11 protein-coding genes are annotated in these 12,179 nt (G+C 73.5%); 9 read left to right on the top strand and 2 right to left on the bottom strand.

Annotated elements, in window-relative coordinates:
- Nucleotides 1–183: 183 nt before the first annotated feature.
- From HGA02_RS02975 to HGA02_RS21570, 5 genes are all read left to right on the top strand, one after another.
- Nucleotides 184–582 (top strand): universal stress protein, encoded by a 399-nt coding sequence (locus HGA02_RS02975; protein ID WP_124341184.1) that lies wholly within the window; start codon nucleotides 184–186, stop codon nucleotides 580–582.
- Nucleotides 583–879: 297 nt separating this feature from the next.
- Nucleotides 880–2,493 (top strand): RNA polymerase sigma factor, encoded by a 1,614-nt coding sequence (locus HGA02_RS02970; RefSeq protein WP_168677418.1) that lies wholly within the window; start codon nucleotides 880–882, stop codon nucleotides 2,491–2,493.
- A 305-nt stretch (nucleotides 2,494–2,798) separates the two neighbouring features.
- Nucleotides 2,799–3,149, top strand: coding sequence for an ArsR/SmtB family transcription factor (locus HGA02_RS02965; protein WP_168677415.1), 351 nt, complete (start codon nucleotides 2,799–2,801; stop codon nucleotides 3,147–3,149).
- A complete protein-coding gene (locus tag HGA02_RS02960) occupies nucleotides 3,136–3,684 on the top strand; it encodes an SRPBCC domain-containing protein (protein ID WP_343035234.1) in 549 nt (182 codons plus the stop codon). The genes HGA02_RS02965 and HGA02_RS02960 overlap by 14 nt, the downstream gene beginning before the upstream one ends.
- The gene (locus HGA02_RS21570; protein WP_168677413.1) at nucleotides 3,681–3,953 is read left to right on the top strand and encodes a YciI family protein; all 273 of its coding nucleotides are present in this window, start codon (nucleotides 3,681–3,683) and stop codon (nucleotides 3,951–3,953) included. Before HGA02_RS02960 ends, HGA02_RS21570 begins: the two co-directional genes overlap by 4 nt.
- A 186-nt stretch (nucleotides 3,954–4,139) precedes the next feature.
- Here HGA02_RS21570 and HGA02_RS02950 read toward each other — a convergent pair whose 3' ends face one another.
- Nucleotides 4,140–4,349, bottom strand: a complete 210-nt coding sequence (locus HGA02_RS02950) for a DUF7455 domain-containing protein (RefSeq protein ID WP_225916503.1) — start codon at nucleotides 4,347–4,349, stop codon at nucleotides 4,140–4,142.
- A 196-nt stretch (nucleotides 4,350–4,545) separates the two neighbouring features.
- Here HGA02_RS02950 and HGA02_RS02945 point away from each other — a divergent pair, with 196 nt between their 5' ends.
- From HGA02_RS02945 to HGA02_RS02935, 3 genes are all read left to right on the top strand, one after another.
- A complete protein-coding gene (locus tag HGA02_RS02945) occupies nucleotides 4,546–6,684 on the top strand; it encodes a DNA gyrase subunit B (protein ID WP_168677410.1) in 2,139 nt (712 codons plus the stop codon).
- A gap of 168 nt (nucleotides 6,685–6,852) precedes the next feature.
- On the top strand, nucleotides 6,853–7,881 hold the full coding sequence (locus HGA02_RS02940; protein WP_168677408.1) for a GNAT family N-acetyltransferase: 1,029 nt from the start codon (nucleotides 6,853–6,855) through the stop codon (nucleotides 7,879–7,881).
- 131 nt (nucleotides 7,882–8,012) lie between these two features.
- The gene (locus HGA02_RS02935) at nucleotides 8,013–8,780 is read left to right on the top strand and encodes a lysoplasmalogenase family protein (RefSeq protein ID WP_343035231.1); all 768 of its coding nucleotides are present in this window, start codon (nucleotides 8,013–8,015) and stop codon (nucleotides 8,778–8,780) included.
- A 66-nt stretch (nucleotides 8,781–8,846) separates the two neighbouring features.
- Here HGA02_RS02935 and HGA02_RS02930 read toward each other — a convergent pair whose 3' ends face one another.
- Nucleotides 8,847–11,321 carry a DNA gyrase/topoisomerase IV subunit A gene (locus HGA02_RS02930; RefSeq protein ID WP_168677406.1) on the bottom strand — a complete coding sequence of 825 codons (2,475 nt, stop codon included), beginning with the start codon at nucleotides 11,319–11,321 and terminating at the stop codon, nucleotides 8,847–8,849.
- 123 nt (nucleotides 11,322–11,444) lie between these two features.
- Between HGA02_RS02930 and HGA02_RS02925 the strand changes: the two genes are divergently transcribed.
- On the top strand, nucleotides 11,445–12,179 hold a 735-nt coding region (locus tag HGA02_RS02925; protein ID WP_168677405.1), incomplete at its 3' end, for a GNAT family N-acetyltransferase.

Raw genomic sequence — 12,179 nt, 5'->3', positions numbered from 1 at the left:
ACCGGCTCGCGGTGCTGCTCGCGGACGTGCTCGCGGCGGCCGTCCCACCGGGCTGGGTGCGGTCGGCGTGCTGAGCCCAAGGGGTGGCGAACGGGCAGGTCCGACGCGTGTGCCCTCGAACGTCGGCCGGACCTCGGGTAGCGTCACGGCCACGGCGCGACGGTTGTGGACGAGGGAGGACCGATGGGCGGCATCGTGGTCGGTTACCTGGCGACCCCCGAGGGCCGGGCGGCTCTCGAGGCGGCGGTCGAGGAGGCGCGCCGGAACGACTCGAGGGTCGTCGTGGTCGTGAGCGCGCGCCCCGACGAGGCGCCCGAGCAGCGTGCGGCGGTCGAGCAGGCGCTCGCGCAGGTCGAGTCGGAGCTCGCGGCCGGCGGCATCCCGCACGAGGTGCGGCTGCTGGACGGCGGCGACGTCGCGGACGACCTCATCGGGACGGCCGAGGACATCGACGCGCAGCTGGTCGTCATCGGCCTGCGTCGGCGCAGCCCCGTGGGCAAGCTCATCCTCGGCGCCAACGCGCAGCGCGTGCTGTTCGACGCCCCGTGCCCCGTCCTGACGGTGAAGCCCGCCGCGAGCTGAGCAGAGCCCGCACCGCCGGGGAGGGCTGTCGTCGGCCACGTGCCCGGTCGCACACCGCGCGGACGCGGCACCGGGTGGTCCGTGCTCGTGCTTGTCGTGCGGCTCTTCGCGAGATCGTGCGGCCCTGCGCGGGAATGCCGGGGGCCGCTCGTCCGTTGGACTGACGTCAGCCCGTGTGCCGGCGTCGACGAGGGCGCCACACCTGCCGGCGCAGCCGCCGTGCGCGGTCTCCGCCGGTACAATATGGGTCTACCTCCCGGCTCCCGCTCCGGGTGTCTCGCTGCCGAAAGGTAATTCGTGTCGTCCCAGACCCCGCATCCCGCGCTCCCGCGCGAGTTCGAGCACCCCGCCCTCCAGGAGCTGGTCCTCCGGGGGCGGACCCATGGCACCGTCAGCGCCGAGGAGCTGCGTTCCGCCTGCGAGCAGGCGGACGTCCAGGACCCGAAGCGTCTGAAGGCCGTCATGCGTGGCCTCGGCACCGCGGGTATCGGCGTGCAGCAGCCCGCCGCGGCCCCCGCGCGTGCCGTCGCGGCGACCAGCGCCAAGGCGCGGACGTCGACCAAGGCCGTCGTCGCGCGTGACGAGGCCGACGGCGACGCGCCGGCTCGCCCCGCCGCGAAGAAGGCGACGACCGCGAAGGCCGCCGGCACCGCCAAGGCCACCGCCAAGCCTGCCGCGAAGTCGACCGGTCCCAAGCCGGCCGGCAAGGCCTCGGCCGCCAAGGCCGCCACGCCCGGCAAGGCCGGCGACTCCGACGAGGAGATCGACGAGGCCGAGGAGCTCGAGGACGTCGAGATCGACGAGACCGAGACGCTCGAGGACGTCGACGTCGCCGCCGAGGACACCGAGGAGACGGCCGAGACCACCGAGGGCGACGACGAGGAGTCGACCGAGGCGGCGCCGAAGGCCGCGACCGAGGAGGAGTCGGAGGACAGCGCCGGCTTCGTGTACTCGGACGCCGACGACGACGACGCACCGGTCCAGCAGGTCGTCACCGCGGGCGCCACGGCCGACCCGGTCAAGGACTACCTCAAGCAGATCGGCAAGGTCGCGCTGCTGAACGCGGAGCAGGAGGTCGAGCTCGCCAAGCGCATCGAGGCCGGCCTGTTCGCCGAGGAGCGCCTGAACTCCGGTGTCACGATGGAGCCGAAGCTGCGCCGTGAGCTCGAGTGGATCGCGGGCGACGGTCGTCGTGCCAAGAACCACCTGCTCGAGGCCAACCTGCGGCTCGTCGTCTCGCTCGCCAAGCGCTACACCGGTCGCGGCATGCTCTTCCTGGACCTGATCCAGGAGGGGAACCTCGGTCTGATCCGTGCGGTCGAGAAGTTCGACTACACCAAGGGCTACAAGTTCTCGACGTACGCGACGTGGTGGATCCGCCAGGCGATCACCCGCGCGATGGCCGACCAGGCGCGCACCATCCGTATCCCGGTGCACATGGTCGAGGTCATCAACAAGCTCGCGCGCGTCCAGCGCCAGATGCTCCAGGACCTGGGCCGCGAGCCCACGCCGGAGGAGCTGGCCAAGGAGCTCGACATGACGCCCGAGAAGGTCGTCGAGGTCCAGAAGTACGGCCGCGAGCCCATCTCGCTGCACACGCCCCTCGGTGAGGACGGCGACAGCGAGTTCGGTGACCTCATCGAGGACTCCGAGGCCGTCGTGCCCGCCGACGCGGTGAGCTTCACGCTCCTGCAGGAGCAGCTGCACCAGGTCCTCGACACCCTGTCCGAGCGCGAGGCCGGCGTCGTGTCCATGCGGTTCGGCCTCACCGACGGCCAGCCGAAGACGCTCGACGAGATCGGCAAGGTCTACGGCGTGACGCGTGAGCGCATCCGTCAGATCGAGTCCAAGACCATGTCGAAGCTGCGCCACCCGTCGCGCTCGCAGGTCCTGCGCGACTACCTGGACTGACCGGCGCCCCCGGCGTCGTCCTGGAGCCCGTCCCCGCCTCGGCGGGGGCGGGCTCCGTCGTTCGCGCTCACGTCGTCGTTCGGGCTCACGTCGTCGTTCGCGCTCCCGCCGTCGTTCGCGCTCACGTCGTCGTACGCGCTCCCGCCGTCGTTCGCGCTCTCCCGCCGTCCGCGTTTCCGTCGGGCGACGAGCACGCCGCTCGACGGTCAGTCTTGACTAACCGTTAGCGAAGACTGACGATTGAACCGTCACGTCGCTGACCGGAGGTGCGCGATGCAGGGATCGACGACCGGCCCGTGGGCGCCATGACGCCCCCCGACGACACGTTGCGCGCGCTGGCCGAGCCGCGCCGCCGGGAGATCCTCTCGCTGCTCGCGCACGACGAGCTGGCGGTCGGCCGGCTCGCCGACGCGTTCGACGTGTCCCGCAGCGCCGTCAGCCAGCACCTGCGCGTGCTGTCGGACGCCGGGCTCGTCACGCACCGCACCGTGGGGACCCGCAACCTCTACCGAGCGCGACCGCAGGGGCTCGCCGAGCTCCGGGAGTTCCTCGACGAGACGTGGGCCGCGTCGCTCGACGTCGCCCGTCGTCTCGCCGAGGCCGACGCGGGCTCCGGGTCGCCCGCCGACGAAGGAGCGCACCGTGCCTCCGCGTGACGCCACGGGCGGGGGCGCCCGGGTCGTGCCCCTCGTCCCGCCGCCGGTCCGGCAGTCGACGCTCGTGCGCGCACCGCTGGCGCGCACGTTCGACGTCTTCGTCACCGAGCTCGGCGCATGGTGGCCAGTCGACCCGTTCTCGATCGGCACGGACCGGGTGCGCGACGTGACCGTGGACCCGCGGGTGGGCGGGGACGTCGTGGAGACGTGGGACGACGGCAGCACGCACACGTGGGGCCGCATGGTCACCTGGGACCGGCCGCACGGGTTCACGATGTCGTGGTCCATCACGCCCGAGCCGACGGAGGTCGAGCTCACGTTCCGCGCGCTCGGACCGTCGCTCACGCGCGTGGCGGTCGAGCACCGGGGCTGGGAGCGCATGACCGAGGCGCAGCTCGAGGCGGCGTGCGCGCTGCCCGGCGGCTACCGCGGCGGTGCGTTCGTCCGGGGGTGGGGCGTGGTCCTCGACGCGCTCGCGAGCCACGCAGCGGGCGACGCCGCCGCAGGAGCAGAGTCCGAGGGAGGGGAGCGGTGAGCCGCTTCGTCGTGTTCTACGAGCCCGCCGACGACGTCCTCACGGTGGGGGCGCCGCACATGCCGGCGCACTCGGCGCACGTCGACGCCGCGGCGCAGCGGGGTGACCTGCTCGCGGTCGGTGTGTTCGAGGACCCGCAGCGCAACGGGTCGATGTGCGTGCTGGTGAGCCGCGAGGCCGCGGAGCGGTTCGTCCGCGAGGACCCGTTCGTCGTGCACGGCGTGGTGCGCTCGCACCGGGTCCTGGAGTGGCACGACATCCTGGCCTGACGGCGACGCTGCGGCCGGACGGCAGGTCGGCCGCCGTCCAGACCTTCGGCCGTCGCCCGGCGATCCCGCCGTCGCGCGGCCACGGGACGCCGACCCGACCGCCGCACGGCGACGGAGGGACCGGGATGCGACGAGGCCCGGACCGTGGTGGGTCCGGGCCTCGTCGTGCGAGTGTCGTGCGGTGCCTCAGCGGGCGGCGCCGGTGCCGGCCCCGTGCTCGGCGAGCAGGCGGTCGGTCTCGTCGTGGACGTGTGTCGCGACGTCCGCGAACTTCGGCGCGTGCTCACGCGCGTGGTGCGCGCAGAACAGCAGCTCGCCCACGGGGAGCACCACGCGGACGTAGGCCTGGGCACCGCAGCGGTCGCAACGGTCGGCTGCGGTCAACGGCTCGGTCATGGTCCCTGTCACGTCTCCATACAACCATCCCGGACGCGGATCCATCTCACCGGCGGCGGGTGGTTCGCTCCCGGCGTACGGGGTTTCCCCCGCTCGGGACGAGATCGTGTCCGGACCGTGTCCGACCCGTGTCCCGGCCGTGTCCGCTGCGGCGAGGTTCCCCGGCGCTGTCAGGCCGCCCGGCTACCATCCCCCCGTGACGACGACTTCCCCGCAGTCCGGCTACACGGCCCGGCACCTGTCGGTGCTCGAGGGCCTGGAGGCCGTCCGCAAGCGCCCGGGCATGTACATCGGCACGACCGACAGCCGCGGGCTCATGCACTGCCTCTGGGAGATCATCGACAACTCCGTCGACGAGGCGCTCGCCGGGCACGGTGACCGCATCGACATCGTGCTGCACGCGGACACGTCCGTCGAGGTCCGCGACAACGGCCGCGGCATCCCGGTCGACGTCGAGCCGAAGACCGGCCTGACGGGCGTCGAGGTCGTGTTCACCAAGCTGCACGCGGGTGGCAAGTTCGGCGGCGGCTCGTACGGTGCGTCGGGCGGTCTGCACGGCGTCGGCGCGTCGGTCGTCAACGCGCTGTCGGCGCGGCTCGACGTCGAGGTCGACCGTGGCGGCCGCACGCACCGCATGACGTTCCACCGCGGCGAGCCGGGCGTGTTCGACGACCGCGAGGGCCTGAGCCCCGAGTCGCCGTTCGAGCCGTTCGTCTCGGGCTCCGAGCTCGCGGTCGTGGGCAAGACGGCCCGCGCCCGCACGGGCACGCGCGTGCGCTACTGGGCGGACCGGCAGATCTTCCCGAAGACGGCGGTGTTCTCCTACGACGAGCTCGTGACGCGTGCGCGCCAGACGAGCTTCCTGGTGCCCGGCCTCACGCTGACGGTGCGCGACGAGCGCGGCATCCCGGGCACGCCGGGGGAGAGCGGCCCGCACGAGGAGACGTTCTTCCACAGCGGGGGCGTGGTCGACTTCGTCGACCACCTGTCGCCGGACCCGGCGGTCACGGACACCTGGCACCTCACGGGGTCGGGCACGTTCACCGAGACGGTGCCGGTGCTCGACGACCGCGGCCACATGACCCCGCAGGAGGTCAGCCGCACGTGCGAGGTCGACGTCGCGCTGCGGTGGGGCACCGGGTACGAGACCGAGGTCCGGTCGTTCGTCAACATCATCGCGACGCCCAAGGGCGGCACGCACCTCGCGGGGTTCGAGACGGGTCTGCTGCGCACGGTCCGCAAGGCCGTCGAGGCGAACGCGCGCCGGCTCAAGATCAGCGCGAAGGACGCGGCGACCGAGCGCATCGAGAAGGAGGACGTGCTCGCGGGCCTCACCGCGGTCGTCACGGTCCGGCTCGCGGAGCCGCAGTTCGAGGGCCAGACGAAGGAGGTCCTCGGCACCGCGCCGGTGCGCGCGATCGTCGCGAAGGTCCTCGACACCGAGCTCGGCGGCATCTTCGTGTCGCCCAAGCGCGACCACAAGGCGCAGTCGTCGCTGCTGCTCGACAAGGTCGTGGGGGAGATGCGGGCGCGGCTGTCGGCGCGCAAGCAGAAGGAGATCTCGCGCCGCAAGAACGCGCTCGAGTCGTCGTCGCTGCCCGCGAAGCTCGCGGACTGCCGCATCGACGACGTGGACCGCAGCGAGCTGTTCATCGTCGAGGGCGACAGCGCGCTCGGCACCGCCAAGCTCGCGCGCAGCTCGGACTTCCAGGCGCTGCTGCCCATCCGCGGCAAGATCCTCAACGTCCAGAAGGCGTCCGTCACGGACATGCTGAAGAACACCGAGTGCGCCTCGATCATCCAGGTGATCGGTGCGGGCTCGGGCCGGACGTTCGACCTGGACGCCGCGCGCTACGGCAAGGTCGTGATGATGACGGACGCCGACGTCGACGGTGCCCACATCCGCACGCTGCTGCTCACGCTCTTCTTCCGCTACATGCGGCCGCTCGTCGAGCAGGGGCGCGTCTACGCGGCGGTCCCGCCGCTGCACCGCATCGAGCTCGTCGGGGGTGGCCGCAAGGCCGACCCCGAGGACCGGTACCTCTACACCTACTCCGAGGCCGAGCTCGCGGCGACGCTCAAGCGGCTCGACCGCAGCGGCAAGCGCTACAAGGACGACATCCAGCGGTACAAGGGTCTCGGTGAGATGGACGCCGACCAGCTCGCGGAGACGACGATGGACCCGCGTCATCGCACGCTGCGCCGCGTCACCGTCGAGGCGGCGGCCCGGGCCGAGCAGATCTTCGAGCTGCTCATGGGCTCGGACGTCGCGCCGCGCAAGGACTTCATCGTCGCGGGTGCCCAGGCGCTCGACCGGTCCCGCATCGACGCCTGAGGTCGTCGCGGCCGGCCGCCCCACGACGCTCCGCGAGGCTCCACGAGGCTCCGCGTGCCCGCCACCTCGGTGTCGGGCACGCGCGCGGGTACCGGCACCACACCGACGGCAGGGGCGTCGAGCGGATTACGGTTGCCCCCGGCCGGGGGCCGCGGCGAGGGTGGGACGGTGACCACCACCTCCCTGCCGCCCATCGCGGAGCGTGCCGCCGCGCCCGTCGACGTCCCGCTGCCCGACCCGTCGCTCGGGCTCACCTGGCGCCCGGTGACGCGAGACGACGTCCCGGCGCTGAGCGCGCTCGTGACCCGCACGGAGGTCGCCGACGGTGTGCCCTACCGGACGGTGGCCGAGGAGATCGACGAGAAGCTCGACGGCGAGTGGCGCGACATCCCGCGCGACACGCTCGTCGGCCTGGACGCCGACGGTGTGCCGCGGGCGTGGGCCGAGGTCGACCAGCCCCCGGGCGACACGCGCGTCGTGCGGGCGTTCGTGGGCGGAGGCGTCGACCCGGACTGGCGGGGTCGCGGTGTCGGCCGGGCGATCGTGGCCTGGTCGCACGCGCGTGCGCGTCAGGTCCTCGCGGCGAGCGGCAAGGAGCTGCCCGCTCGGATCGCGGCGTACGTGCCCGACGAGGCGCAGGACGCGGCCCGGCTGCTGACCCGCTCGGGAATGACGCCCGTGCGCTACTACGCCGAGATGCGCCGCCCGCTCGACGTGCCGCTGCCCGACGCGCCGACGCCCGACGGCGTGCGAATCGTCCCGTGGGCGCCCGAGCACGACGAGGGTGCGCGTCTCGCGCACAACGCCGCGTTCGCCGACCACTGGGGGAGCGAGCCGCGCAACGCGGCGCAGTGGGTCCACGGCAGGAGCATGTTCGCGCCGACGTGGAGCCTGGTCGCGCTGGACGGCGACGACCAGGTCGTCGGCTACCTGCTGTCGGGGCGGTACGAGGCCGACTGGGAGGTCACGGGCCACTCGGCGGGGTACACCGACCTGCTCGGGGTCGTGCGCGAGTGGCGGGGCCGCGGGCTCGCGTCGGCGCTGCTCGCGGCCGTCATGGCGGTCTACCGGTCGGACGGCATGGAGTACGCCGAGCTCAGCGTGGACACCGCGAACCGGTCGGGTGCGCACCGGCTCTACACGGGCCTGGGGTACGCCGTGTACGCCAGCTCGGCGATGTACGCGATCGAGCTCTGAGCCCTGCGGGCGACGGCCGCGCGAACCGTCCTCGGAGGGCGCGCGACGCGGGTTAGCATCGGCGACGGCCGGACGACGAGGTCCGGCCGCGTGCCGTCCCGGACGCTGACGTCCGGTCCCAGGAGGTCGCCGTGCTCCGGTCCCTGCCCGTCGCCGCTCGCGTGTGGTCGGTCCTCTACGTCGTCGACGCGGTGCTGCTGCTCGTGTGCCGTGCGGCGGGCGCCGACGCCGTCGCGGAGGTCGCGCAGTGGTGCGCGATGCCGCTGCTCGCCGCGGCGGTCGCGACCGCGACCCGGTGGCCGCGCGGGCGGCTGGTGACGTGGACGCTCGTCGCGCTCGGCTGCTCGTGGCTCGGTGACACGCTCCCGGCGACGTCCGACGGCGACACCGCGTTCCTGCTCATGGTCGGCGGGTTCCTGCTCGCGCAGGTCGCGTACGTCGTGGCCTTCGCACCCGACGCGCGTCGCTCGGTCGCCTACCGGCACCCGGTGCGCCTGGTGCCGTACGCGGTCGTCCTCGTCGTCCTGGTCGGGCTCTGCGCGCCGCACGCGGGTGCACTGCTGGTGCCGGTCGCGGTCTACGGCGGCGTGCTCGTCGCGATGGCGGTCCTCGCGACCGGCGTGAGCCCGCTCGCGGGGGCCGCGGGCGCGGTGTTCGTCGTGTCCGACGGCCTGATCGCGCTCGAGGCGTTCGTGCCGACGTGGCACCTGCCCGGCCAGGACGTGTGGGTCATGCTGACCTACCTGGTGGCACAGGGGATGCTCGCGGTGGCCGTGGTCGAGCGCAACCACGCCGCCCGGCGGGCCCGGCCCGTGCCCGCGGCGGAGGCACGACCGCCGGCGCCGAAGCGCGACAACGTGGTCGCGCTCGTCGGGTGGACCGGGGCACCCGTCCGCTGACACGCGGTCGCACGACCCCGTGCAGAGGACGACGGCGAGAGCCGCCGCCGTCGGGGTCGGCCGGCGTCAGCCGATCGCGTGCACCGGCACCGTCAGCGGCGTGCCCGACCCGTCGCGCCGCGGGTCCGGTGTCGGCAGGTCCACCGGCTGACCCGCGGAGCCTGCGGCCCACGCGGGTCCCGCACCGACCCACGCGGCGATGAGCGTGTCCTCGCCCTTGAGGAACCGGTGCGAGCGGACGCCGCCCGTCGCGCGACCCTTGCCGGGGTAGGCGTCGAAGGGGGTCACCTTGGCGGCGCCGGCCTGCGTGCCCGGCAGGGCGCTCGACGAGCCGGAGACGGTCACGACGAGCGCGTCGCCGACCTCGTCGGGCCGCACCGCACCGAAAGCGACGACCCGCTGGCCGGACGCGAGCTTGATGCCCGCCATGCCGCCGGCGGCCCGGCCCTGCGGGCGCACGGACGACGCGGGGAAGTGCAGGAGCGAGGAGTCCGAGCTCACGAGCACCAGCTCGTCGTCGTCCGCCACGGCGGCGACACCGACGACCTCGTCGTCGTCGCGCAGCCCCACGACGACCCACTCGTCCTTGTTGCCCGGCACGTCGCCCTGCGCGACGCGCTTGACGGTGCCCTGCGCGGTCGCGAGGGCGAGCGTCGGGGCGTCGGCGGCGAGGGACGCGAGGCCGACGACGCGCTCGCCCGCGGGCAGCGTCACGAGCTCCGCGAGCGGGACACCGCCCGACAGCGACGGCGGACCGTCGGTCGGCGGCAGGGCCGGCAGGTCGAGGACCGACAGCCGCAGCACACGACCGCGCGAGGTCACGACGCCGATGTCCGCACGGGCGCTCGTGGGGACGCCCGCGACCAGCACGTCGTGCTTCGCGCGGCGGGCGTCGGACGACCGGACGGGCGCGTCGGCACCGGCCGTGCGCGCGAGGAGTCCCGTCCCGGACAGCAGCGCCCAGCAGGGGGAGTCCTCGATCTCGAGCGGCGTGGCGGACGCGCGCGCGGCCGGTGCACCCGACACCGACGTGCCGCCCGCGGACTCCAGGAGGATCGTCCGGCGCGGCGTGCCGTAGGTCGCGGCGACCTCGGCCATCTCGTCGGACACGAGGACGCGCAGCCGCTGCTCGTCGCGCAGGATCGCCTCGAGCTCGGCGATCTCCGCGAGCAGCTGCTCCTTCTCGCGCTCGAGCTCGAGGCGGGAGAACTTGGTGAGGCGGCGCAGGCGCAGCTCGAGGATGTACTCGGCCTGCGGCTCGGACAGGTCGAACACGGTCTGCAGGCGCGTCCGGGCGGAGTCCGCGTCGTCGGACGAGCGGATGACCTGGATGACCTCGTCGATGTCGAGGATCGCGACGAGCAGGCCCTCGACGAGGTGCAGCCGCTCCTGCCGCTTCGTCAGCCGGAACTGCGAGCGGCGGCGCACCACGGAGATCCGGTGGTCGACCCACACCTGGAGCAGCTCGCGCAGGCCGAGCGTGCGCGGCTGGCCGTCGACGAGCGCGACGTTGTTGATCGAGAACGAGTCCTCGAGCGGCGTGAACCGGTAGAGCTGCTCGAGCACGGCCTCGGGGTGGAACCCCGTCTTGACCTCGATGACGAGGCGCAGACCGTGCTGGCGGTCCGTGAGGTCGACCGCGTCGGAGATGCCCGAGAGCTTCTTGCTCTGCACGCCCTCCTTGATCTTCTCGATGACCTTCTCCGGGCCGACCATGTACGGCAGCTCGGTGATGACGATGCCCTTGCGCTTGGGCGTGACGTTCTCGACGACCGCCGTCGCGCGCGTCTTGAAGGCGCCGCGGCCCGTCCGGTACGCGTCCCGCACGCCGTCCAGGCCGATGATCTTGCCGCCCGTCGGCAGGTCCGGGCCGGGCACGAAGCGCATGAGCTCGTCGAGCGTCGCGTCCGGGTGCATGACCAGGTGCCGCGCCGCCGCGACGACCTCGACGAGGTTGTGCGGCGCCATGTTCGTCGCCATGCCGACCGCGATGCCCGCCGCGCCGTTGACCAGCAGGTTCGGGATCGCCGAGGGCAGCACCTCGGGCTGCGTGAGCTTGTTGTCGTAGTTCGGGACGAAGTCGACGACGTCCTCGTCGAGGCCCGTCGTCATGGCCGTCGCCGACGGTGCGAGCCGCGCCTCGGTGTACCGGGGGGCGGCGGGTCCGTCGTCGAGCGAGCCGAAGTTGCCGTGCCCGTCGACGAGCGGCAGCCGGAGCGCGAACGCCTGCGCCAGACGGACCATCGCGTCGTAGATCGGGGCGTCGCCGTGCGGGTGGAGCTTGCCCATGACCTCGCCGACGACGCGCGCCGACTTCACGTACGGCCGGTCGGGGCGCAGGCCCATGTCGGCCATCTGGAACAGGATGCGCCGCTGCACGGGCTTGAGTCCGTCCCGGGCGTCGGGGAGCGCACGCGAGTAGATGACCGAGTACGCGTACTCGAGGAACGACCCCTCCATCTCGGAGGCGACGTCGATGTCGACGATGCGCTCGACGAGGTCCTCGGGAGGGAGGTTCGGGGTCGCGGGGCGACGCGCCATGCGGGAGTGCTCCTCGGTCCGGTGCGGGATGTGCGCCGCCCATTGTCGCCCGTCCGGGGCGCGTCGTGGGCACGGCACGCGGGCGCGCACGACGCAGCGCCGCGCACGGATAGCCTGGCGTGCATGGCAGACGTCGACGAGGACGCGGCGCCCGCCCGCTATCCCGCCGCGTGGGAGGCGGACGTCGTGCTGGCCGACGGGTCGACGACGCACGTGCGGCCCATCCGGCCGAGCGACGCCGACGCGCTGCAGGCGTTCCACGTCGCGCAGTCCGAGCGGTCCACCTACCTGCGCTTCTTCGCGCACCTCGAACGGCTGCCCGACCGCGACCTGCACCGGCTCGTCAACGTGGACCACGTCGACCGGGTCGCGCTCGTCGCGGTCGCGGCGGACGCCGACGGCGTCGAGCACATCATCGGCGTCGCGCGCTACGACCGGCTCGTGGGCGAGGCGCCCGAGGAGGCGGAGGTCGCGTTCAACGTGTCCGACGCGCACCAGGGCCGCGGCATCGGGTCGGTGCTCCTCGAGCACCTCGCCGCGGCGGCGCGCGAGCGCGGCGTGCGACGGTTCGTCGCGGACGTGCTGCCGCAGAACGGCCGGATGATCGCCGTGTTCCGCGAGGCCGGGTACGCGGTGACGCAGCAGACCGAGGACGGCGTCGTGTCCGTCGGGTTCGACATCGACCCGACGGACCGGTCGCTCGCCGTGATCGCCGACCGCGAGCACCGGGCCGAGGCCAGGTCCGTCCGCGAGCTGCTGGAGGCCGGCACCGTCGTGGTCGTCGGTCCCGGGCCGGACCAGGCGCGCACGCTCGCCGGCCGGCAGGCGGCCCGGGCCGCCGCCAACCTCGTCGCGAGA

Source organism: Cellulomonas septica (assembly GCF_012396155.1).
Taxonomy (GTDB): domain Bacteria; phylum Actinomycetota; class Actinomycetes; order Actinomycetales; family Cellulomonadaceae; genus Cellulomonas; species Cellulomonas septica.
The sequence above is the reverse complement of the archived record's forward strand: the minus strand, read 5'-3'. Positions and strand labels throughout refer to the sequence as shown.